The sequence below is a fragment of the Veillonella parvula genome (genome assembly GCF_040097785.1).
Taxonomy (GTDB): Bacteria; Bacillota; Negativicutes; order Veillonellales; family Veillonellaceae; genus Veillonella; species Veillonella parvula_D.
Window position 1 is genome coordinate 257,048 of record NZ_JBBNNS010000002.1, and the last position, 23,368, is coordinate 280,415.

Here is a 23,368-nt window from a genome sequence, read left to right on the forward strand (position 1 = left end):
TATGCATTCTGTAACGAACGCCATCCCTACAGGGACTATCGCGTCCATCCCTGCAAAAGCTCATGCACACCGTGCGCTGATTTGCGCAGCTCTCGCAAACTCGTCATCTACCATACTACTGAGCCGCACCTCTAAAGACATCAATGCAACTATGGACTCCTTACGAGGCTTAGGAGCACATGTTGTGTATGAAAATAAAGTTGTCACTGTTACACCTGGTCCTGTACCTACAAAGGGCAATGTAGTACCGCACGAATCAGGGACTACATTGCGCCTCTTATTGCCTGTGGCGGCCTCCATTTGTAATGTGGTAGCTGTGGATGCGAAAGGGCGTTTACCAGATCGTCCTTTAGAGCCCATGCTCGGTGAAATAAAAGCTCACGGCGTAACATTCTCCCAAGATAAACCACCATTCACCATGACAGGTCGTCTCCAAGGTGGAGAGTTCTGTATGGTTGGCGATGTGAGTAGCCAGTTTTTCTCTGGATTATTGTTAGCAGCTCCACAATGTGAAGGCGCTACAATTATATCTACGACACCACTTCAATCTAGCGACTATGTCACATTGACAACTACAACGATGGCAGACTTCGGCGTAACAGTCGACCATATACCTGCCGCTGACACAGTCCAAGAATCCTTTACGGTAGCGGCTAATGCTACTTTCAAAGGACAGAACGATTACCAAATCGAAGGGGATTGGTCTAATACAGCGATTTGGATGGTTGCTGCCGCTATGACAGGCCAAGCTATTACCATTACGGGTATGAACAAGAATTCTGTACAAGCTGACCGCCGCATCATGCAGGTCATCGAATCCGCAGGGTGCACTATTACATGGGATGGCATGAATATCACTGTATCAGGTCGCGCTAGTAAGCCAATCCATGCCGACCTCGAGCAAATGCCCGATATGTTGCCAGTTATGGCAGCCCTCGCTTGCTCTATCCAAGGTGAAAGCTCCTTTGTTAATGGTGCTCGCCTACGGTTAAAAGAATCAGATCGCCTCGAAGCCGTTGCTAATCTCGTCAGAGATTTAGGAGGCACGGTTCGCGAAGATGGTGATGACCTATATATCATCGGTAGTGGTATACTAAAAGGAGGACAAGGTGATTGTGTTAACGACCATCGCCTCGTTATGGCAGGCACATTGATGGCTCTCATTAGTGAAACCCCTGTCATCTTACAAGATAGCGAAGCTATTACAAAATCCTATCCTGACTTTTTCGAGGACTGGAACATGCTAGGTGGCAATGCACAGCAAGTATAGCGTCCTAGTCACAGCTAATGCGTTTCAATAGATAAGAATACTAGTCATACATACTATAAGTAGGAGTTAATATAATGGCATCTAATTTCGGTAAAACTATACAAGTAGCTACCTTTGGCGCGTCTCATGGGTACGCCATCGGTGGTATCGTGGAAGGCCTCCCTTGTGGACATACCATCGACATCGACGAGCTACAAGCCTTCTTAAAGCGCCGTGCGCCAGGTCAAAACCAATTACAAACGCAACGTAAAGAAGCCGATATACCTGAATTCTTATCAGGTATGGTAGATGGCATGCTCAGTGGATCTCCATTAGCTTTTATGATTCGCAATACATCGCAGCACTCCGGTGATTACAATAACTTGCGCGACATTCCTCGCCCATCTCATGCGGACTTTACGGCTCGCATGCGCTATGGTGACAAGGTAGATATGCGAGGTGGCGGCCACTTCTCGGCACGTCTTACAGCACCTCTTTGCGTAGCTGGTGGCATTGCACTACAGTTATTGCGTGAAAAAGGTATCGAAATTCACGGCCATTTAAAACAAGTTGGTACAATCCAAGATACTCCTATCGATATGGTTCATCCAGATATGAAAGCACTTGCCAAAATAGCTACCGAAACTATCGCTATGGTCGATGCAGACAAGCGCTCTGAAGTAGAAAACTTGGTCATGAAACTAAAAAAAGACGGCGACTCTACCGGTGGTATCGTAGAGGTTATCGCTACAGGATTGCCAGTTGGTTTAGGCAATCCAAACTTTGATGGCATCGAGAACCGATTAGCTCGCGTGATCTTTGGCGTACCTGCCATCAAAGGCGTGTCCTTTGGGGGTGGCTTCGACATGTGTTCTCGCCTTGGATCAGAAGTGAACGATGCTTTCACCATGGACGGCGATATAATCACAACAACTACCAATAATAGCGGTGGCATTCAAGGCGGTATCACCAACGGCTTGCCCCTCATTATGCAAGTGGGCATCAAGCCTACTCCATCCATTTATAAGGAACAATATTCTGTGTCTCTTTCACAAAAAGAGGACACATTACTCACCATTAAAGGTCGTCACGACCCATGTGTAGCGCTTCGTGCTGTACCTGTTATCGAAGCCGTTACGGCCCTTGTCATTCTTGATTTCTTAGGAGATATTGACCATGAACTTAGATGAAGTACGCGTTAAGATTAACGATATAAACGACCAAATGCTAGCCCTCTTCAAAGAGCGCATGGAACTCTCTAAGGACGTAGCGGCTGCAAAAAAAGAAATGAATAAGGCTATTTACGATGCCAAACGAGAGCGCGACATCCTCGACAAGGTAACAAAAGATGCAGGTCCAGACCTCGATCTATATGCACGCCGCTTTTTTGAAGCATTATTTAGCTTGAGTCGTACCTACCAATCTGAGCAACTATTCCAAGACAATGAATTCACTTTAAAAATGAAAAAAGCCATTGACCAATCCCCTACTTTGCCACCTCAACGGGGCAGTGTAGCTTGCGCCGGCGTATTCGGCAGCAATGCTCAAATGGCGTGTGATAAATTATTACCCCTCAGCCAAATCCATTATGTAACGGGTTTCCGTGCCGTATTCGATGCCGTAGAGTCAGGCGAATGTCAATTCGGTGTATTGCCTATTGAAAACAGCTCCAATGGTTCTGTAAAAGAAGTATATGACCTCTTAGAAGAGCGCAAATGCTATATCGTTCGCGGCACGCGCCTTTGGATTTCTCATGACTTGCTCGTAAAAAAAGGCACTAAACTAGAAGATATCCATACCATAATTTCCCACCCTCAAGCGTTGGGCCAATGCAGTCACTTCCTAGATAAGTTAGAAGGCGTAGAATTACGCTCCTATGACAACACGGCTCGAGCTGCACAGCTCGTAGCGGCTAGTGATGACCCAGGTGTGGCAGCTATCGCAGCACCTCAATGTGCAGACCTATATAATTTGTCTCCATTGCTAAGAAACATCCAAAATAGCGACAACAACTATACGCGCTTTATCTGTATTAGTAAGGACTTCCACGTATACCCAGGAGCCAATAAAATCTCTGTTGTAACCACTGCAAGTCATGCACCTGGTGGCCTTGGTACATTGCTCACCAAATTTGCTAACATCGGTGTAAACCTTACAAAACTTGAGTCCCGCCCTATCGTAGGACATAACTTTGAATTCTTGTTCTACCTTGATTTGGAAGCATCCTTAGCAGATCCAAAAGTACTCTCCGTGTTGGCAGAACTCCACGCATCGCAAGATAAATTCCGCTTGCTCGGTAATTATCCTGAAAATTAATATTTTCCTCTATAGTAGTGCTTATTAATGGCATATATAGTACAATGGATATAGTTTTAAAACTCCAATGGCTAATAGGTGACAGCCTATTAGCCATTTTGTGTATATTGACCTAGGAGGTCCTATGAAATTTGGTTTACTTGGCCGTACGTTGGGCCATAGCTTTTCCCCACGCATCCACAATGCTTTGGGAAATACTAATTATGAATTATTTGAACGAGAACCGAGCCAACTGCAAGAGTTCTTCGCAAATCCAGAATTACAAGGTATTAATATTACCTTTCCTTACAAGGTTAATGCCCTTGAGGCTTGCGATGTAGTTGACCCTCGCGCGGAACGCATTGGCTGTGTAAACACTATGGTCCGTAAAGACGGCAAATGGCATGGTTACAATACAGACTACGATGGATTTGTATTCACCCTAAAACACGCTGGTATCGATGTATCTGATAAGGAGTGCATCATCCTTGGCGATGGCGCATCTTCTGCTACCGTTCACGTGGCTCTTGAAGATCTAGGTGCTAAGAGCATCACGCATCTATCCCGTAAAACAGCTCCGCTCTATACCGATGCACCTAATTACTACGAAACAGCACAGATTATCATTAACTGCACGCCTATCGGGATGTATCCGCATAATCCGGCTAGCCTGATAGATATTATGCAATTTTCCAAATTAGAAGGCGTTGTAGATCTCATCTACAATCCGCGCCGTACCGTTTTGCTTTTACAAGCAGAAATGATGGATATTCCTCATTGTGATGGTCTACCTTTCCTCGTGGCACAAGGCGTTGAGGCAGCTAATCATTTCCAAGGTGAAAGCTTTGGCACCAAGGAAATCGAGCAAATTTTGCGAGATATGCGCCGTGAAAAGGAAAATATCATCCTCATCGGCATGCCTGGTGTTGGGAAAACAACTGTAGGCAAGGCAATCGGCAAAGAGATGGGCCGTACTTGTATTGATGTCGATCAAGAGTTAGCAAAAGAAATCGGTGATATATCCACATATATTACGGAGCAAGGGGAAGCAGCATTCCGTGAAAAAGAAGCAGAAATGATTGCAAAATTAGGCACAGAAACTGGCCTTGTCATCTCCACTGGTGGCGGCTGTGTAACAGTACCTAAAAACTATGTACATCTACGTCAAAATGGTCGTATTTACCAATTAACGCAGCCTGTAGAAAAGCTATCTACGTCAGGTCGTGTTCTCTCTAGTGGCGGTATAGAGCGCTTACGTGAACTCGAAGAAACTCGCACTCCAATGTATGAAAGCTTTGCACAATGCATCGTAGAACATAATCGTAATGCACCGGAAACAGTAGCGGCTATACTAGAAGACTTCGAAGCAAACTTATTGTAAGAGTTTATATAACGGTATTTATAAGATTGTTTCCTCTATATAAGTAAGGACTTCTACATTTTTAGAAGTGAGAGCATTTACATCTGTATTTTTAGATAAAACTAAAACTCATATCATGACATACATGATATAAACTGAAAAGCAGTAGCTATCCTCAGGGTAACTACTGCTTTTTTAGGTCTCCTATGTATTATATATATTGGTAGAAAACTACATTTGCAATTACAATGTAATTACAAATAGGATTGAGTAACTTAAATACTTTTTAACATAAAATCAACAATATAACCAAGATGTTTCAGTCATAAGCCAAAAGAATACTAGGAGAGATACTATGAAAACCGTAAACCTACAAGTCCGTATCAACGAAGATCTAAAACAAGAAGTATCTAGCATATTAAAAGCACAAGGTCTATCATACACCTCTATGCTAGATGCACTATTCCGCCAAATCATCAAAGAGCGTCGCATTCCGTTTGCCATTGCGTTACCAACGGCACCTATCGATGAAACACCTACACCAAGCACACTCAACAACGGCACCTATGAACAACCACAAACTACATTAAAAGCCTCAGATTATATAGGTGCATATGGTACACCAAGAGAAGAAAATCAAGAAATATCCTTCGATACAATCGATAAGACAGGAGTTCTTAACATCCGTATCAATCCTAAAGTTAAGACACTAACAACAGCTATTCTAAAAGAAATGGGATTAACCATGTCACAAACAGTTACACTTGTATCTAAACAAATACAATTTAATAAGGATATTCCACCTACTATCCTCCGTCCAGAATGGATTGATGCTATTAATAATGATTTCTGGACTGAAGAAGATTTAACTACAAGAATACAATTAGGGCTAAATCAAGCAGAAAAAGAAATTGGTGAACCTGCGGAAAAAATTTTTAATGAACTCCTTGAAGATTTATAAATTTGGAGAGCTGAAATGAAGTATACAGTAATTATGACGCCTACAGCTAAGTCTGATATAGTAAATCTCAAAAGTTCACTAGAACAACAGATTATAGATTCTTCCTTTATTAGAAAAGAATTAAAGTTGATTTATCAAAAAATTTCTTCATTAGCTATCTTTCCTGAACGTTATCCTATTGTAAATAGTAATACCAATTACAGAAAATTATCATACAAAAAATATCTTATTCTATATAAAGTCATTAATAATAACATATATATTTTTTATATCCGCCCTTCAAAAATGAATATACTACAAGAAATACAAAACATATAAAAAAGTCGGCTCTCGCCGACTTTTTTAATGCACTTTTACGCGTTTATGTTGTTGTTCGTCAAATACACCATCTACATCGATGGTATCTAGAATTCGTTTTAAAGCATGTACATCGATTTGCCCTGGTGCCGATGCTTTACCAGCAGAGGCAAAGGTCATGGCATTTCCAAATAGAGCACCTACAGTGCGTGTAACAGCACCTAGTTCTCCCATTGCCATCGTAATAATTGGATCCGAAGGATACAAAGCTTTCACTTCAGCAGTTGCTTCAAGTAGCGTCAATACATCACCAGTTGTGTGAGGCATAACGGCAATCTTTGGCACATCGGCCAAGAACTCTTTCATTTGAATAAGTCGATTTACAATGACTTCACGGCTCGGCGTACAATGGAAATCATGGTTGCTCATGATAATAGTGATTCCATGAACCTTAGCAAACTCTATCGTTTTAAGCATTCTATCTTGATCAAAAAACAGCTCAATATCGATAGCATCCACCAATCCTGTAGGAATCAAGCGCTCCAGCATTGTAAAATAATCTTGTGTAGAAATCGTTCTTTCCCCACCTTCACCTTTTGTGCGCCATGTAAAGAGCAACCCACGACCTTTCAGTTGTGGCTTGATGAGCATTAATAATTCAATAATAGCGTCAATGGAGTGGGCCCGCTCGAAATAGTCAATGCGTAGCTCCACTACATGACACGGTGTATTACATGCTACCGCGGTGGCATCTAGAATCTCTTTCATTGTTGTGCCCACAATAGGCACGCATATTTTTGTACCCTTTTCTCCGAGTACAGTATGTCCGATACGGACCATAATAACTCCTTTCTGTCCCACGCGGTGAGACTAGTGACTTACCTTAAACTAACTATATACCAATATTTTTGTAAAAGCAATCAATCAGCCCATATTGGATTGCTATTCACTAAAAACGTATGAAAGCCTGCTATTATGCACTAAAACAGTATTCTTAGATTAACGATTAACATTACTTTTTCTTATACCCTAGATTAAGACCTCTTACCAATAAACAATCTGTACTTGAAAGTTTCGTATTATAAAAATAGCCTAAAAAAGTAAAAGCTCCTTACCAATATATTAGTAAGGAGCTTGTTAGACTCTAATTCACACACTATATTTATCATGTTGTACGGATAGTTTCCGTGATTGGAATCCCATATAGAGTAATAGCAAACCTGTAATGCTAAATACATAGGATATCCCAATATAGGTAGATACAATACTTGCAAACACTGGACCCACCATGGAACCAAATTGTTGAGCCGTCGTCGTCATACCAAACATGCGACCTCTAAAGCCTGGTTCTGTATTAAGTGTTACAGCTGCACTCAAAGATGGGTTGATCCCTACAATACAAGAGCCAATTAACACTTGTAGTACACCAAACCACCAGATACCTACTGGTAAGCTTTGAAGTAAGAGAACAACACCACTACCAAGCATACAGTAGGAAATGGTTCTAAAGTACCCACGACGCTCACCGAGGCGCACCCATATATTGGTCGTTAAGGAACCGGCTAAACCACCGATACTGAGGATTGTACCTGAAATGATGGCTGCCCCTTCCATGGTGCCTTGCATATCACCTACATAAAGCGCCAAAATAGGCTGTAGCATCATGATGACACATTGCATAAAGAAGTAAATCCATAAAAGTCTTACTAATACAGGTTGTTCTTGAACCGACTTAAAATCCTCTCGCAAGGATGTAGCTTTTACCGGCTGTTTGGACTGCTCCTTAGAAGTTGTATTTTCAACTTCTAGTTTTGGTTCTTTTACAAGAAACAATACCGCCAAAGTAGCAATGAATACAGCTATACCAGAAATATAAAATACAGGGCGCATACCTACGACACTTTCAACGGCACCACCTAAAAATGGGCCGATGACATTGCCTAAAATCAGACCTGTTTGGAATATGCCGAGGGCACGGCCCACCTGTTTCTCATCAACGCTCAGGGAAACCATGGTCATCGCCGCAGGATAGAAACCGTTGGCAAAACCTACCAAGGCACGCCCCATCAACAATTGGTACTGATCCGTTACCATACCGATGAGGACATAACTGACAGCAATGGCAAAACCAGCGCGCAAAGCCATCCGCTTTTTCCCTTTATTATCTGCAATTTTGCCCCATATAGGCGCCATAATACCAGCAATAAGGAAGGTAATACCAAAGACAAGACCTGACCAAAGTGCCACATCAGCCTTAGGAACACCGAGTTCCAACAGATATATAGGCAGAAAAGGAATTATCATTGTGTAACATATGGCTAGCACGGTCATACTAGCCGTAATAATCCATACATTGCGCATGCCACCGCGAGCATCATATACACTTGTACTCATAGTACCCTCCCTTCCACATAAAATTGTTTAGATAAACTAATATACACATAAATCACTTTTAATTACAGTTCCATTTAAATTACAGTCCTACTTAGATTTCAATCTATGTTACTATTCATAAAATGTTATTACATTTTAATTTCATATATAAAGAAGAGCCGCATACGAAACGCGACTCTTTCCATAAAAAATACCTAAAATATAGGTATACAATGTAGTAATCCTCAAAGATTATTCAAATTAAAGTTTTCGGACTATCAATTATTCCGTAGGAAATTTGTGATCCATTACATCTTGCAAGGAAACATGTTCCATAACATGTCGGAACTCATCTTGTAAATACTGCCACAATGGAGCTGTCAAGCAGTCATTAAACATAGGACACGGTTCTACATCATCTTCTAAACAAGACACGAGAGCAATGGAGTCCTCTGCGGCATATAAAATTTCATATACATTGTATTCAGCCGGAGATTTCACCAAACGATATCCTCCATATTTACCACGTCCACTTTTAACAAGGCCCGCGGAGGATAATCGAGATACAATCCCCTCTAAATATTTATCGGAAAATCCTTGGCGTTCTGCAATCTCACGAATTGGTACATTTTTTTCTACTCCATGTTCTGCAATATCCGCCAATATCCGTAAGGCATAACGCCCTTTTGTAGATATTTTCATAAGTTAACCTCTATATCATTCATAATATATTAATAGTATATCACAAATTCATACAAAAAATGGTGGGAAATATGATACACTATACATATATCGAAATATCTTTATTTAGGTATGATTTTAATTTCATATAGGGAGGATTTTATCTAATGTTAGATAAATTATTTCAACTCAGTGAGCGTGGCACAACCGTTAAAACAGAAATTTTAGCAGGTATCACTACGTTTATCACGATGGCGTACATCCTATTCTTGGCGCCAAACATTCTTAGTCTTGCAGGTATGGATAAGGATGCGGTCCTCATTGCCACAGCCTTAGGTGGAGGTCTTGTGACGATTGCTATGGGTTTATTCGTAAACTACCCAATTGCTCTCGCTCCAGGAGTTGGCCTCTTGGCATTTTACTCCTTTACTGTAGTTCTCGGTATGGGCGTATCTTGGCAAACAGCATTAGGTGCGGTATTCATTTCAGGTCTCGTATTCCTCGTATTAACACTTACGTCGGTGCGACAAATGATTGTTGAAGGCATCCCTACCTCCATGAAAATTGCCATTACCGTTGGTATCGGTCTCTTCATTTCTATCATCGGTTTGAAGTTATCCGGCTTGATGGCCATCTCCATTAGTTTGTCTCCAAACTCCTTAGGTCAGGTTGTACAAACACATGGTAATTTAGTCCCTCCAGCATCTGAGGCACTCTTAACGCTTGGTAATTTGCACAGTGGTGAAACATTGTTAGCACTATTCAGCCTCATCTTTACAGCTTTATTGATGGCTCGCAAAATTCAAGGTTCCCTCTTGATCGGCGTTTTAGTAACAACAATCATCTCCTATGCGACAGGCCTTTCCACAATGCCTGAGAACTTCACCGTATTGGCCGTTCCTGATTTCTCCAAAGCAGCATTCTTGCAATTAGATATTCCTGGTGCTCTTCACATGGGCTTAATTACGATTATCTTCTCCTTCACATTTGTAGAATTATTCGACTCTATGGGCACTTTGATTGGTACCGCTACAGAGGCGAAAATCGCAGATCCTAAATCTGGTAAATTCCCCGGTCTTGGTAAAGCCATGACCGTAGATGCTATCGGTGTTAGTGCCGGTGCATTGCTCGGTACTTCTACAATTACGGCTTTCGTTGAAAGTGCGGCAGGTGTAGGGGCTGGCGGCCGTACAGGTTTAACAGCTGTCACAACAGGCGTACTTTTCCTAATTTGCTTATTCTTGGCTCCATTGGTATCCTTGGTTCCAAATGCAGCCACATCTCCTGTTCTTATCATCGTAGGTGCCCTCATGTTAGGTGCCATTCGCAACATCGACTTCGATGATTGGACTGAAGGCTTCCCTGCATTCCTCGTTATCGTATTAATGCCGTTCACATACAGCATCGCTAACGGTATCTCTGCAGGTCTTATTGCATACCCTCTACTCAAAATCATTGCAGGCCGTGCAAAAGAAGTTAACTGGATTATGTACGTATTGGCGGTTCTCGTTATTATCCGCTACGTATTCTTCTAATTAACGTATACCCATAATGATGCTATTAGTGAAAGCTACTTTATATTCGATAACTATAAAATCACTAATACCTAAAAGCAAAATATATGTAAATTACATACACTAAAAGAACCTATCTCCAAAGATATTACTCTAATATCTAGGAAATAGGTTCTTTTTATTATGTACGCTTTTACTAAACGCTAACGTCGTATGGCATCACCGAATCGTGCTATAGAGTCTTATTAGGGTTTAGTATTAACGAATTGTTTTTACACCGATTAAGTCTGTACGACTTGAATCAATATTTTTTAATGGTACTACATAATCTTTATAAAACTCTGCTTCAGATGCTTTCACAGGCACTTGGAAGAACAAGAAATATGCCATGTTATCTTTGCTCCACGCAACACTGCGTACTAAGCCCTTATCTACATTACCTGTATACTGCACATCACCGGTTGGCGTAGAGTCAATCCACTGTACGTCATGGTATTCCGTTGGAACATATTCTTTAGGCCATACTGTATCCATAGAGTAGCTCATGCGAAAGACCATCGTATGATTTACCCAACGTCCGCTGCGTTCTTGATATTCTTGACCTTCCTTCCAATATACAGTTTCTAATACATCATTATCATAAAAATGTGTAGCATAGTATGTATAGCCAAGAGGCAAGTAACTTGGTACAGATACGTCATAGGACATCTTACGAGATGCATCAATTACACCGCTAGGTAAGCCGATGGATTTACTCGTAAGTATAGGCCACTCAGAATTCGTATGTGTACGCAGTGGCAAACCAATAGTTTCAAAATGAGGTCTATCTTGTTCACCATTTTGTTTAACACTTTGCGCATCGTTTTCTTCAACATGTTGCTTATCATTGCGTTCACCACGTAATCGAGTATCATCAGCGGCTACGTTAGTAAGAGGACCTACAGAGTCTACAATTTTGCTTACAAAGTTTTGGTTTCTTGTAGAGGCAAAGTAGAGCATATATACTTTATTATCTTTTTCCCAGTAAGCAATTTGAACAGAGTCGTTGCTAGAGCCTAAAGTATGTACAGGGACTCCATTAGGGGTAGTAAAGCTAACGGCATCATCAGCATCATATTTTGTCTTTTCCAATATAGGCTTTACCACGGTATCGATAGCCCACCCCATGCGATACACAATATCTGTATTAGAGAAGGTTAATTTCTGACCATATTCTCCATTATGGCCCGTTTCCGTATACACGATTTCTAATACGTCATGATCACTTGACTTTACATCGCGTACTGCATAATCTTCAAGCATATAAGACGGAATTTGTAAATTATATCCAAAATAATTAGTAGTTGCCTCAATATTACGCTCTAGGATATCACCATTATCAAGTTGATCATACCACCGATAGCGATTCATTAGCTCTTTATTCTTTTCCACTGTATCAGTGGTAACTGTATGTCCATTTTCATCCACTAAAGGAGATAATGCACTAACTGGTTGTACTCCAAAGCTACTTACCACAGCAGCTAGTATTCCTATTGCTAATAATGATTTTGTTATTTTCAATCTCATAATTTCTTCTCTCTCTAAAACACGCCAGTCTTTGCTTTCATAGGAACTACATGTTCCTGTTTCATTTCTTCAATAGTTTTAGGTTTAATCGGTGTTGTCGGATAGTTACCAACTAGTTCATAACGAGAGCTATCAATACTCTTCAACGGTACTACATGCTCTTTATAGAATTCCGCATCAGCCTCTTTCATCCGTTCTAAGAAGAATAGAGAATAAGCCATACCATCCTTCGTCCACGAAATGCTGCGAACCATATGTGTTTCAGGATTACCTGTAAAATAAACATCACCAGAATCACCTGATTTAGACCATTCGAGATCGCCGTACTCAGATGGAACATATGGTGTATCTCTTACGGTATCCAAGGAATATCCCATTCTATATGCCATAATACTATCTATATATTTTTTCCCATCCCGATAGATAGTCACACCTTTTTTATAATATACAACCTCTAATACATCATTTTGATCTTGACGCGCTGTATAAAGCTGATAACCATAAGGTATATAGCTAGGCGCCTTGACCTCATACGGCAGTTGCTGTGCAGCTTCTACTATTCCTTTCCAATTACGAGCTCCTTCTTGAGTTTTCATAGGCCACTCTAATAAAGTCTTTCTTGGTAATGCTTTGATTGCTGAATCAGGATGAACTCTAGGCATATCATTTGTAATGGTAGCGGAAACGCCAACATTATCGGTAGATATTGAATCATTAACAACATCAGCTAAAACATATCCTGCACACAATAATCCTACAGCCATAGCAGATAAAACGGACTTAACTAGAAGCTTCTTCATGATCTCTCCTTTTATAAAAACTTGATATACTTTACACATATAATGATATATTTTCTTATTTATATCAAAAACATACCACCAATTCTGTTGCCCTAGCTACTTCATAAAACTTTTATCTTTCCTATTGTGAAAGTATAGTTATGAGCCATCAGCTGCTTTAATGCTAACTAGTTATACATAATAAAACATCCTACTAAACGCTATATTACAATAGAGTTCAATAGGATGTTTTGTCATTATTTAGTTAATGGAGGCATAATAATATCTTGTTCAAGCTGTCTTCGTCTCTTTGCAGTATAGTCTACAACTTTAATTTGAACTACGCCCACAGAGTTTACCATGGCATCGGTAAAGGTAAATTCTCGACCGGTCTGATGCTTCATCAACACTTGTAAACCATGAACTTTTTCATCAATGTTATCTATATAGGTGGCCTCTCCTCGTCCCATTACACTGGAATAGACTGAACTATATTTACAAGGAATATCTCCACCTGAAACGAGAGCCTCATCATCACCATCAATTTCGATAAATACATGAGGATTCGCTTGCATCAAACTAAACTTCTTCCCCTCATGATGTCCATGCACAAAAATATGAAGTACATTATCTATAAATTCATAGCCGAAATGCAAAGGTACCACGTAAGGGTAATCACCATCCATCATCCCTAAGTGAATGATGCGAGTGCTATTTAAAATACCTTTAATTTCATCTATATTTGTAACCATACGATCTTGACGTCTCATAATAGCCTCCATAAGAATCGGAAAATTGATACACCTTACGCTTCATGTAATCTGCTAAGAAGATGTTTAAATTGAGCCTCATCACTATTTAGCTTTCCGAAAAAAACTTCATCAATTTCTTCAACTAATGGAACTGCTTTTTGTAATATTTCACTGCCCTTTTCATTTAAAAGAACCGCTTTCGCACGTGTATCTCTAGAGTGCTCTTTTCGCTCTACAAAACCACGTTTTTCCAATAAGCTCAATATTTGAGATACCGTCATAACATCTATCCCTGAAAGTTTTGAAATCATAACTTGTGTAACTTCGTTATCATGTTGTGATAAATACGCAAGAGATGCTAAAACAACAAATTGAGGATGTGTTAAATTCAACTCTTTTAACGCTTGTTTTATAGTAAAATGCCATTTATTGTACACCCTCATGAACAATAATCCTGTTGATTTTTCTGAATTGTCTTTATATTTTGATGTAAACAAACAGCAATCACCTTATCTTTCTAAACAATTTTTTAGAATAAATATAGATTGAGGAACATCCGAAAAAACTTGACTTAAAAATTCCAAATGTTGCTTATCTTCACTTTCTAAACTTACAGTATGCTTTACATTTACACTTCCATCATGATTATCAATTATTTGATGTCCGAAAAGTATAGCTCCAAATGGAGTTTCAGTCTTATCCCAAAACTCTTCAAAAGGTTTTACAAGAGTAAGCTGATATTCCATAGGTGGCATGCCTTCAAGCTCCATTGTACCACATGAACCAGTCTCAAATTTACCGTTTAATGTAATATTTTTTAGATCCTCTTCCCAGTCATACCATTTTTCGATATTCGCATAGTACGCCCACACAGCTTCTTTTGGCGCTTTTATGTTCAAACTAAAACTAAATTCCATTTTATATCCTCCTTTTTTATTAGTGTTTTATTATAAGTGTACTTATTATAAATTATTTTATATTATTCGTCAATTAACTTCATAAAAAAGATATTCTATGAGTTTATCAATATAAGGGTATACTCTCATCAGAAAATCATCAGACCTTTTGTCTACTGTAAAAATACATTTGACTTTTTAGGATAGATACTGTATTATAAAAAAATAGTTTTAAAGATTCTATAGATTGTTAAAGCTATGGTAATCCATAGCCTTTATATTTATAGATAGTTTGTAGAAAAGAGGTCTTTATTATGTCTGATACGCATCAGTTAAAACGGGGTCTTAAGAACCGGCATGTACAGCTGCTCGCCATCGGCGGTGCTATTGGTACAGGCCTATTCTTAGGCTCCGGTCGCGCCATTCACTTGGCTGGTCCATCCATCATATTCGCCTACCTAATAACAGGTGTTATGTGCTTCTTTATTATGAGAGCACTAGGCGAGTTATTGTTATCTAACCTAAATCACCACTCTTTTATCGACTTTGTAGAAGATTACTTAGGGGATCGAGCAGCCTTTATCACGGGATGGACATACTGGTTCTGCTGGCTTTCACTAGCCATGGCGGATTTGACAGCCGTAGGCCTCTACATGCAATACTGGATACCGTGGCTTCCTCAATGGATACCAGCCTTACTTGTTCTAGTCGCCTTGCTGTTAATGAACTTGACAGCTGTAAAATATTTTGGCGAAATGGAATTCTGGTTTGCCTTGATTAAGGTAATTGCTATTATCTCTCTTATCATTATCGGTATCATCATGATTGTTACTGGTTTCACCACAGATGCTGGCGTCGCCGCCTTTAGCAATATGTGGAATTACGGAGGATGGTTTCCGAATGGAACGATGGGCTTTATCCTATCATTCCAAATGGTTGTATTTGCTTTCACAGGCATAGAACTCGTAGGTTTAACGGCTGGCGAAACAGAAGATCCTGAAAAGGTTATCCCAATGGCCATAAACAATATCCCATTGCGTATTATTTTATTCTATGTAGGCTCTTTAGCCATTATCATGAGTATTTACCCTTGGACTGCCGTTAACCCTGCTGCAAGTCCATTTGTAGCGGTGTTTACCGCCGTTGGCATTACAGCCGCCGCAGGTATCGTAAACTTCGTTGTTCTTACTTCTGCAGCCTCTGCTACAAACTCTGGTATCTTCAGTACAGGCCGTATGATTTATGCCTTGGCAAAACGCGGTCATGCACCAAGCTCAATGCGTCGCTTGACGCACAGCAGTGTGCCATACCAAGCAACGATTTTCTCGGCAGCCGTATTATTGATTACAGTTGTACTCAACTACGTAATGCCTGAAGCAGTATTCGTTATGATTACATCAATCTCCACGTTCTGCTTTATCTTTATTTGGGCCATGATGGTTATTTGTCACCTCAAATATCGTAAGAAAAATCCTGAACTAGCAGCACAATCTAAATTCAAAATGCCTCTATACCCTGTAATGAATTACATTATCCTAGCTTTCTTTGTTTTTGTTCTAGCCATTCTAGCCTTAAATGAAGATACGCGAATTGCCCTCTTGTTCACACCAATTTGGTTCATCATTCTTTGGGCCTTCTACTCCATGCTCAACACGGACGATGAAGATGCGCTTGGAGAAGAACTCATTGAAATGGCTGGTGTAAAAGAAATTTACAAAAAACCTAAAAAAGACGATTCCGATGATTACGTAATCTAACAAAAGCCCGTGCATAGCACGGGCTTTTCTATTACTTCATAGTCGGGAAGTTTTCTTGTTCATATTGTTGTTGATACGCTGGTAGATTATTTATATTTTCATTGTAATTAAAGATAGTCTTAATGCGATAGCCTTCTTGAGTGATGATGATATCAATAGAGGATGGTACTTCTTGACCATTCTGTTGCAAATGGTTAACTAATTCTTGCAATGCCTCTATTTGACGTAAAGAACCAGCCTTATATTTACCCTTGGATAGGCCTGTATTTCTAATGATTTGACCATTATATACTTGCCCTCTATTATCTTTGTAATAGAAGCGCACAGCATCCTTATCCCCCGCAGGGACTGCTTTAATATAAATAATCTTCCAATTCTTCTTAATCATCACTTTTGTAGCTTGTGCTAAATTATTAGACAAACGTCGTGTTTCTTGATTAGTAGACTTAGATACACCATTAACCTGTTGAATTTCATCATTCATAGGCATTTCAATAGGTGTCATTACTGGATCTTGTTCTACCTTTTTTGCATCTACAGGCTGAATCGCAAACACGCCAACAACCGCCATTACAGCTAATGAGGTAAGAGCAATTTTTTTCATTCCATCTCTCCTTAGAGAATTTATCAACACAAATTACATTTTATACAATATATTATATTCATTCAACTATATATTATCAAGTTAATTTGATTTTTCAGTATTTACATTCTTAATTATTTGATTCCATTGTTCGAAAAGTTCAGTATTATAATTCATATCCATATATTTTATATTGAAAGAAGTTATAGACTTTAGATTATCATAACTTTCCATTCTATTAGTCTTAACATTCCAAAACAACATCATATTTTCATATATAGGAATACCATAATACTGTTCTGCTTTAAAAAACTCAAAAGGTAAATTCATATTTGGTTTCGCATATATAAGAGAAGTAACTGTTAGTAAATAAGTATCTCCTACCTTACCATTTATATATAATTCTCTAGGAATAAGAGAATCTAATATTACTTTATCATTTTTAATACCATGTTTACTTACTTTCTTTTGTTGAACCAAACGTGGATCTGTATCAACTATTTTAGTAGCAGATAAAGTAGCATCTAAAATATATTTTCCCTCCCTATTAGAGGCTATAATATTACCATTGATATAGTCTAAGGAAGCAGAAAACTTATCAAAATCATATCCTATAACATTAGCAGTCAAAGATGTATCAGTGACCCTCAAAATCAAAAGCGGATACAAATTCATATTAGAAATAGTATCATTAGAGCGTGCAAGCAGATATAATTCATCGTTAACGATAAGATAATCAAAAATATAACAGTTATATTTTTTCATAATAGGTAATACATCAATGGCATAAGACTCAGAGTAATTACTTGCATTTATAACTGTTAAGATTGCATTAGGATTACGATTAATATCAACTGTAATATCCTTTTCTAAAATTATCCCTTGTTTTGGTAAAATACATTTCTCATTTCTCGTACCACTGAGGTGTAAGGCACACAAAATAAGAATAAGGATAATTAAAAAACTTACAATATAATATTTCTTTATCCATTGCAACATAGGACCACCTCTCTTACCTATAGTATAACTAAATCTATCGATTAATAAAAGAAAAGGCTTCTACCGATTCTTGACCGATTATATTCGGTCAATTACTGGTAAAAGCCTTTAATTTTATAATATTAGTTATGAAATTATCCCATATAGTAAAGAGATATACTTAGAAGTTTCTATTCGCTTAGATATCTAAAATCAATATTACTAAACTAGTTACTAAAATCCGTATCCACAATAGCGAATTGTGTATAGTCAGGGTAACGTTTTTGCATTTCTGCCTTGATTTTTTCCAATGTACCATGTGGATCTTCTTCGTCAAAGTCAAAGATAATATCGTAGTAGATAACCTTCTTTTCTTCTTGTACGTAGAAGGCATGTACTTGTACTACATGTGTATATAAACTAATAACTTGATCAAGAGCTTTTCTAATTTCAAGTACTTCTACACTTGGTTTATTTTCAGCATATACACCAACGGTCATATTGATGCCAAACTTTTTATAAAGATGAACCGCAATGCCCTTTGTTAGAGGATGGACTTCTGCCATTGTCATAGAATCTGGTACAGAAATATGAACGGAACCGATTGTTTCTCCCGGACCATAGCTATTTAATACCAAATCATATACACCACCCACATTTGGATGCTGTGCAATAGTTTCTTTAATATTACGGATTAAATTATCATCTGCTCGAACACCGAGCAAATGGTTATACATTTCACGTAAAATATCATACGCTGCTTTTAAAATCAAAACAGAAATAACAGCGCCCACATAACCTTGAATATCAAAGTTAAAGAAAAATACTAAGCCTGCAGATACCAATGTAGCAAAGGTAATCACTGCATCAAAAAGGGCATCTATACCAGATGCTACGAGTGCATCGGATTTATATTTTTCTCCTTGTGCCTTGATGTAACGGCCCATCACTATTTTCACCACGATGGCAACAGCGATGATAACAAGGCCTGGAATATCAAATGTAGATACCTCAGGGTGAATAATTTTTTCCACAGATTCTTTAAGGGATCCAATGCCAGCACCGAGAATGATGAAAGCTATGGCCATAGTAGTCATATATTCTATACGGCCATGACCAAATGGATGCTCCTTATCAGCCCCTTTGGCGGCTAATTTCGTACCCACAATAGTTAATACAGAGGACAATACATCTGTTAAGTTATTTACTGCATCAAGGATGATGGCGATAGAATTAGACGCAAGGCCCACAATCATTTTAAAAATAACGAGAACGACATTACCTATAATGCCTTTTATACTGGCAAGCGTAATCCCCCGATTACGTGCTGCACCATTATCTTGTAAAATCATACTACACCTCTTACATTCTGATTTATAGTTCTTAAATTGAACTATATCGATTTGCTCCTATTTATATTATAGCTTATCGATTATCATTTGTCATTATTTTTCTTGAAAAATATTTTTAAACTTATTGATTTTACTGAATTATCAATAATTCTCATTTCTCAATTAGGAACTTTGATGTATTGTGACTTCACAATGTATAGTACAAACTTATGACTAACAAACTAGTATTTTGTATTACGTAACGAGTTAACCAGATCAGATTATGCCATAACCGTAATATGCTCTCCTGTTCGAATGTGTGTAAATACTACCTTTTGAGCGCGCAATTGGAATGGCTGTCCCGTAGGTTGTGCACCGTATAATGTATCTCCTACAAGAGGGTGCCCTAAATGGCTGAAAGCTACTCGAATTTGATGTGTTTTCCCTGTGTACAAACGAACTAAAACCTCAGTATATCCACATTTATTGGACTTATACACAGTTTTGTCCACATTTGGATTATTTTTATCCACATCTACTAATTCTATATCCACATTTTTTAGTCCTATATCCACAGAATTTTCAGACTTATTCACAGAGTTATCCACAGGCTGGGAAGAATGTCTACATAGGACGGAAAAATCTGTGCGAGTCTCTTTGCCCTTTGCATTTACTTCGTAATGAATACCATCAGCACTGCGTTCCATAGGGAATACTAAAGTATCCTCATCAGCTTCTACGATGCCTTCTACAGTAGCCATATACCACTTTTCAAAGGTGTTATTATCCATTTGTTGTTGATAAAGACTTTGAGCTAGACCGCTTTTAGCAATGATAATACAGCCCGTCGTATCTCGATCTAAACGGTTCAAGAAACGTACCTTTCGCTTGATACCATGTTCTTTAAAATAGTGCGCCACACCATTGGCAAGAGATAGTTGATCTTTAGAGTTCACCGTCACACCACTTGGCTTATCCACAATAAAAAGATCCTCGTCTTCGTATAAAACGGATAAGTCCATTTCAATTGGATCGTGGTCAATCTTCTCTTTAGCCATAGCAATCCAGATCTCATCGTCTACGGAGATTGCATCCTTTGGTGTAGCCTTATGCCCATTAATGTGGATTAATTTCTCTTCAAAGAGTTTAACTAAGGACTTTCGAGGATATTTAGTATCTAACACTTCACCGAGTGAAATATCACATGCTTCGCCAGTATGTTCTAGATCACCACTTGACATGTCTTGATTGCTACTCGATATACCTCGACTGCTACTAAATACGTCTCGACCGTTATTAGACAAATTTTGTTTTGCATATTTCTGACTAAGCACAGCGTCTATATCTGCAGCGGTCACGGTCCACAGAATATCGTCAGGACGATGTGTTTTTCGCGCCATTAGTATCTCCTTTCTACGAGATCAGGGTCTCGTGGCATATAGTTGAGTAGCGAGCTTGGTTGAACCGCTCGACCTCTTATACTCGTCTGTTCAAAGGTAATGGCCAATTCTTGTTTAGGTCGAGTGATGGCCACATAGAACAAGCGCTTTTCTTCATCATCACGACCTTCTGCAAGGGCAAAAGGACTTGGGAACGTACCTTCGTTGAGTCCTGCTAAAAATACATAATCGAACTCACTGCCCTTTGCTTGGTGAATGGTAATGATAGGAATGCGGTCTTCGTTTCGCACCTGTTGTGTAGGCTCGCCCGCCGTAAGGGCCGCCATCTGTAAGATTTGATTTAACCGCGCTAGTCCTGGTGGCCCTTCATAAGCCGTATCTAGTTTTTCCATGATGCGATATAAATCGCGTATATGCTCTACTTTAGCCGCTTCCCCATGAGATTTATAGTACTCTAAAACCCCCATTTGGTTCATGATATACACCAATAATTTCGTTGGCATCTCCGTATAGGCTTTTCTACGCAAGGTCGCCATTTGAGAGGCGATATCCGTGAAAGCTGCCTTATATTTATTTATAGCTACCATGCGACCCGTTGTGGTCGGTACGATTTTTTCTTTCACCGCATAAATTAAAAGCTGTGCAGTAGCCAAGATATCATCCATTGCATTATGTGTTGGCTCATGATGTATAGGGAACTTAGATGCTAGGAAGCCCAATTTATGATTTGGCAAATTAGGATAAAAACGACGGTAAATATCGAGGGTATCGTAAATAGCCTTGAACTCAGGATTACCTAAGTTATGACGCGCCAATTCATTCGTAAAGATGGTCACATCATAGTTTACATTGTGACCTACGATAATAGCATTCTTGGAAAATTCCTTAAAGGCTTGTAATACTATAGCTGACTCTTCGCCGTGTTCTTGTAAATACGCATCAGAGAAGCCGTGTACCTCTTCGGATTGACCAACAGGTATACCAGGATTGATAAAGCGTTCAAAGGCCTCTAAGACCTGTCCATTTTCATCGATGCGGATAGCTGCAATTTGAATGATGCGGTCTTGAGACGTATCTGTGCCGGTGCTCTCCACATCATAAACAACTACTTCATGCTGCTCTAAGCCACTGACAAGCTTTGCATAAGGCTCCGCCTCAAAGATAGGCATATCCATAAAATCTGTCAATTTTAAACCTACTTGGCGCGTCTCTGGGCTTTCAATCGCAGCGATACGAGCATCACCAATACCAGCAACATATCGCTTGATAATGCGCTTCGCACTGACAGAGTCGTTTGGATTCATGAGCAGTTTGAAGTAGGCCATAATGTCCTTTATTTCTTGACGTCTAAAGAATTTAAACTCGTCGATAATCATGAAGTGACGGCGTTCCTCTTCAGGTCGTTCGCCGTTAAGACGTTCAAAAGAATCACTTAACTGCTGTGCCTTTTTATTATCCCTCACGAGAACGCCGATATTAGCATCCTTCGGTAATGCACAGATAGCTTCGTAGATATATCGGCCCTCAAGGTAGCTATTTTTACAACCTTTAATGAGAACAGGCTTACCCTTGCTTTCACTATTGGCACGAGGCAATTCAGTGTAGATAGACCCAACCAGGTCAGGGAACATATTTTGTAAGGTTTTGAAAGCCATCGTAAAGAGCGTCCAATTAGAACGATAGTTTTCGTAGAAGATGATTTTTAAAGGCTTGAAATCCGCATCAAATTGCTTGAGCAAGCGGAACGGATCGGAGCCACGCCATTCGTAAATCGTTTGGAAATAGTCACCACATAATAGCACGTGATTACCTTCCCACAGCATTTCTAGAACTTTGTACTCTAGTACGCCTGTATCTTGCATTTCATCTACAAAGATATAGCTGTAACGACTGCGCCAGCGCTCACGAACTACAGGATCTTGAAATAGGCGATGAACACCGCAGATGAGATCTGTAAAATCTAGGCCGTGCACGGAAGCTAAGCTTTCATCATACGCAGCAATCCATTCGTGACCATGGTTCAAGAAATCATGGAGTTCACTGTAGAGGACATTACCAAAGCTAGAGAAGAGCTGCTCAATAGCTTCGCGCTGTTCCTTCTGTAAGCGTTCGATTGTCCGCTTGTAGTCACCTACGAGATCATCAGAATAAAAGCCATATAAGGAACGATATTCTTTCACCATGGAGATAACATTAGCAAAGGACATTTCTCGCAATTTACCAGGACGGTACGGTTCAGAGAGTTCCTTGCAGTCTTCTTCGTCAAAGATGGTCACATCCGTGTACAAGGTTTCGTTGCGCTTGCCCTCTTGTTGGAGAATGAAAAAGCAAAAGCTGTGGAATGTACTAACCTCCACAGCCTTTGCAGGACTGCCCACGAGCGATTGAATGCGGCCTTTCATCTCGTTTGCGGCCTTGTTCGTAAAGGTCATGCACAAGATATTCTCCGCCTTCGCATAGCCACCCTCGATGAGATGAGCCACCCGATAAGCAAGTGTATTCGTTTTTCCCGTCCCAGCGGACGCTAACAAGAGGATATTCTGTTCCACTTCATCAATAACGCGTTGTTGTTCACGATTGATAAGCATAAAAACCT

21 protein-coding genes are annotated in these 23,368 nt (G+C 39.4%); 8 read left to right on the top strand and 13 right to left on the bottom strand.

Features of this window, described 5'->3' with window-relative positions; all coding sequences use genetic code 11:
* Nucleotide 1: 1 nt before the first annotated feature.
* The 6 genes from aroA (at nt 2) to AAA071_RS05300 (ending at nt 6,183) form a co-directional block, all read left to right on the top strand.
* Nucleotides 2-1,270: a 3-phosphoshikimate 1-carboxyvinyltransferase gene (gene aroA / locus AAA071_RS05275; protein ID WP_195213321.1), complete on the top strand. Its 1,269-nt coding sequence runs from the start codon at nt 2-4 to the stop codon at nt 1,268-1,270.
* Between the two features lie 74 nt (nt 1,271-1,344).
* Entirely contained in the window at nt 1,345-2,439 is a 1,095-nt protein-coding gene (aroC, locus tag AAA071_RS05280; protein WP_101928508.1) for a chorismate synthase, read from the top strand.
* A complete protein-coding gene (locus tag AAA071_RS05285) occupies nt 2,426-3,565 on the top strand; it encodes a bifunctional chorismate mutase/prephenate dehydratase (protein ID WP_077707672.1) in 1,140 nt (379 codons plus the stop codon). Before aroC ends, AAA071_RS05285 begins: the two co-directional genes overlap by 14 nt.
* A 124-nt stretch (nt 3,566-3,689) precedes the next feature.
* Nucleotides 3,690-4,925 (top strand): shikimate kinase, encoded by a 1,236-nt coding sequence (locus tag AAA071_RS05290; protein WP_077707673.1) that lies wholly within the window; start codon nt 3,690-3,692, stop codon nt 4,923-4,925.
* 334 nt (nt 4,926-5,259) lie between these two features.
* A complete protein-coding gene (locus AAA071_RS05295; RefSeq protein ID WP_038125679.1) occupies nt 5,260-5,865 on the top strand; it encodes a type II toxin-antitoxin system RelB/DinJ family antitoxin in 606 nt (201 codons plus the stop codon).
* Between the two features lie 15 nt (nt 5,866-5,880).
* Nucleotides 5,881-6,183: a type II toxin-antitoxin system RelE/ParE family toxin gene (locus AAA071_RS05300; protein ID WP_008602295.1), complete on the top strand. Its 303-nt coding sequence runs from the start codon at nt 5,881-5,883 to the stop codon at nt 6,181-6,183.
* A 24-nt stretch (nt 6,184-6,207) separates the two neighbouring features.
* On the opposite strand, the gene aroD is transcribed toward AAA071_RS05300, so the two are convergent.
* From aroD to AAA071_RS05315, 3 genes are all read right to left on the bottom strand, one after another.
* The gene (gene aroD, locus AAA071_RS05305) at nt 6,208-7,002 is read right to left on the bottom strand and encodes a type I 3-dehydroquinate dehydratase (protein ID WP_101928509.1); all 795 of its coding nucleotides are present in this window, start codon (nt 7,000-7,002) and stop codon (nt 6,208-6,210) included.
* Nucleotides 7,003-7,311: 309 nt separating this feature from the next.
* Nucleotides 7,312-8,556 (bottom strand): MFS transporter, encoded by a 1,245-nt coding sequence (locus tag AAA071_RS05310; protein WP_101928510.1) that lies wholly within the window; start codon nt 8,554-8,556, stop codon nt 7,312-7,314.
* A 261-nt stretch (nt 8,557-8,817) separates the two neighbouring features.
* Entirely contained in the window at nt 8,818-9,237 is a 420-nt protein-coding gene (locus AAA071_RS05315) for an RrF2 family transcriptional regulator (RefSeq protein ID WP_004694942.1), read from the bottom strand.
* 146 nt (nt 9,238-9,383) lie between these two features.
* On the opposite strand from AAA071_RS05315, the gene AAA071_RS05320 reads away from it, so the two are divergent.
* Nucleotides 9,384-10,751, top strand: a complete 1,368-nt coding sequence (locus tag AAA071_RS05320) for an NCS2 family permease (protein ID WP_101928511.1) — start codon at nt 9,384-9,386, stop codon at nt 10,749-10,751.
* A gap of 237 nt (nt 10,752-10,988) precedes the next feature.
* On the opposite strand, the gene AAA071_RS05325 is transcribed toward AAA071_RS05320, so the two are convergent.
* From AAA071_RS05325 to AAA071_RS05345, 5 genes are all read right to left on the bottom strand, one after another.
* Entirely contained in the window at nt 10,989-12,296 is a 1,308-nt protein-coding gene (locus tag AAA071_RS05325) for a hypothetical protein (protein ID WP_101928512.1), read from the bottom strand.
* 14 nt (nt 12,297-12,310) lie between these two features.
* Nucleotides 12,311-13,096, bottom strand: a complete 786-nt coding sequence (locus AAA071_RS05330; RefSeq protein WP_101928513.1) for a hypothetical protein — start codon at nt 13,094-13,096, stop codon at nt 12,311-12,313.
* 236 nt (nt 13,097-13,332) lie between these two features.
* Nucleotides 13,333-13,845, bottom strand: a complete 513-nt coding sequence (locus tag AAA071_RS05335; RefSeq protein WP_101928514.1) for a pyridoxamine 5'-phosphate oxidase family protein — start codon at nt 13,843-13,845, stop codon at nt 13,333-13,335.
* Nucleotides 13,846-13,880: 35 nt separating this feature from the next.
* A complete protein-coding gene (locus tag AAA071_RS05340; RefSeq protein WP_101928515.1) occupies nt 13,881-14,324 on the bottom strand; it encodes a MarR family winged helix-turn-helix transcriptional regulator in 444 nt (147 codons plus the stop codon).
* Between the two features lie 12 nt (nt 14,325-14,336).
* Nucleotides 14,337-14,744 carry an SRPBCC family protein gene (locus tag AAA071_RS05345; RefSeq protein WP_004698277.1) on the bottom strand — a complete coding sequence of 136 codons (408 nt, stop codon included), beginning with the start codon at nt 14,742-14,744 and terminating at the stop codon, nt 14,337-14,339.
* Nucleotides 14,745-15,037: 293 nt separating this feature from the next.
* On the opposite strand from AAA071_RS05345, the gene AAA071_RS05350 reads away from it, so the two are divergent.
* Complete coding sequence (locus AAA071_RS05350; RefSeq protein WP_101928516.1) at nt 15,038-16,480, top strand: amino acid permease; 1,443 nt, start codon at nt 15,038-15,040, stop codon at nt 16,478-16,480.
* Nucleotides 16,481-16,511: 31 nt separating this feature from the next.
* Here the strand turns inward: AAA071_RS05350 and AAA071_RS05355 are convergent, their stop codons facing one another.
* The 5 genes from AAA071_RS05355 to AAA071_RS05375 form a co-directional block, all read right to left on the bottom strand.
* Nucleotides 16,512-17,084, bottom strand: a complete 573-nt coding sequence (locus AAA071_RS05355; protein ID WP_101928517.1) for an immunity protein YezG family protein — start codon at nt 17,082-17,084, stop codon at nt 16,512-16,514.
* An 81-nt stretch (nt 17,085-17,165) separates the two neighbouring features.
* Nucleotides 17,166-18,062 (bottom strand): hypothetical protein, encoded by an 897-nt coding sequence (locus AAA071_RS05360; protein ID WP_101928518.1) that lies wholly within the window; start codon nt 18,060-18,062, stop codon nt 17,166-17,168.
* A 206-nt stretch (nt 18,063-18,268) separates the two neighbouring features.
* Complete coding sequence (locus tag AAA071_RS05365) at nt 18,269-19,393, bottom strand: cation diffusion facilitator family transporter (protein ID WP_101928519.1); 1,125 nt, start codon at nt 19,391-19,393, stop codon at nt 18,269-18,271.
* A gap of 260 nt (nt 19,394-19,653) precedes the next feature.
* Complete coding sequence (locus AAA071_RS05370; RefSeq protein ID WP_101928520.1) at nt 19,654-20,772, bottom strand: RluA family pseudouridine synthase; 1,119 nt, start codon at nt 20,770-20,772, stop codon at nt 19,654-19,656.
* Nucleotides 20,772-23,360, bottom strand: coding sequence for a 3'-5' exonuclease (locus tag AAA071_RS05375; RefSeq protein ID WP_101928521.1), 2,589 nt, complete (start codon nt 23,358-23,360; stop codon nt 20,772-20,774). The genes AAA071_RS05370 and AAA071_RS05375 overlap by 1 nt, the downstream gene beginning before the upstream one ends.
* Between the last annotated feature and the right edge of the window lie 8 nt (nt 23,361-23,368).

Bases quoted from the DNA above. Each gene is read 5' to 3' on its own strand.
- aroA (WP_195213321.1), top strand. From the start codon at position 2: ATGCATTCTGTAACGAACGCCATCCCTACAGGGACTATCGCGTCCATC.
- aroC (WP_101928508.1), top strand. From the start codon at position 1,345: ATGGCATCTAATTTCGGTAAAACTATACAAGTAGCTACCTTTGGCGCG.
- AAA071_RS05285 (WP_077707672.1), top strand. From the start codon at position 2,426: ATGAACTTAGATGAAGTACGCGTTAAGATTAACGATATAAACGACCAA.
- AAA071_RS05290 (WP_077707673.1), top strand. From the start codon at position 3,690: ATGAAATTTGGTTTACTTGGCCGTACGTTGGGCCATAGCTTTTCCCCA.
- AAA071_RS05295 (WP_038125679.1), top strand. From the start codon at position 5,260: ATGAAAACCGTAAACCTACAAGTCCGTATCAACGAAGATCTAAAACAA.
- AAA071_RS05300 (WP_008602295.1), top strand. From the start codon at position 5,881: ATGAAGTATACAGTAATTATGACGCCTACAGCTAAGTCTGATATAGTA.
- aroD (WP_101928509.1), bottom strand. From the start codon at position 7,002: ATGGTCCGTATCGGACATACTGTACTCGGAGAAAAGGGTACAAAAATA.
- AAA071_RS05310 (WP_101928510.1), bottom strand. From the start codon at position 8,556: ATGAGTACAAGTGTATATGATGCTCGCGGTGGCATGCGCAATGTATGG.
- AAA071_RS05315 (WP_004694942.1), bottom strand. From the start codon at position 9,237: ATGAAAATATCTACAAAAGGGCGTTATGCCTTACGGATATTGGCGGAT.
- AAA071_RS05320 (WP_101928511.1), top strand. From the start codon at position 9,384: ATGTTAGATAAATTATTTCAACTCAGTGAGCGTGGCACAACCGTTAAA.
- AAA071_RS05325 (WP_101928512.1), bottom strand. From the start codon at position 12,296: ATGAGATTGAAAATAACAAAATCATTATTAGCAATAGGAATACTAGCT.
- AAA071_RS05330 (WP_101928513.1), bottom strand. From the start codon at position 13,096: ATGAAGAAGCTTCTAGTTAAGTCCGTTTTATCTGCTATGGCTGTAGGA.
- AAA071_RS05335 (WP_101928514.1), bottom strand. From the start codon at position 13,845: ATGAGACGTCAAGATCGTATGGTTACAAATATAGATGAAATTAAAGGT.
- AAA071_RS05345 (WP_004698277.1), bottom strand. From the start codon at position 14,744: ATGGAATTTAGTTTTAGTTTGAACATAAAAGCGCCAAAAGAAGCTGTG.
- AAA071_RS05350 (WP_101928516.1), top strand. From the start codon at position 15,038: ATGTCTGATACGCATCAGTTAAAACGGGGTCTTAAGAACCGGCATGTA.
- AAA071_RS05355 (WP_101928517.1), bottom strand. From the start codon at position 17,084: ATGAAAAAAATTGCTCTTACCTCATTAGCTGTAATGGCGGTTGTTGGC.
- AAA071_RS05360 (WP_101928518.1), bottom strand. From the start codon at position 18,062: ATGTTGCAATGGATAAAGAAATATTATATTGTAAGTTTTTTAATTATC.
- AAA071_RS05365 (WP_101928519.1), bottom strand. From the start codon at position 19,393: ATGATTTTACAAGATAATGGTGCAGCACGTAATCGGGGGATTACGCTT.
- AAA071_RS05370 (WP_101928520.1), bottom strand. From the start codon at position 20,772: ATGGCGCGAAAAACACATCGTCCTGACGATATTCTGTGGACCGTGACC.
- AAA071_RS05375 (WP_101928521.1), bottom strand. From the start codon at position 23,360: ATGCTTATCAATCGTGAACAACAACGCGTTATTGATGAAGTGGAACAG.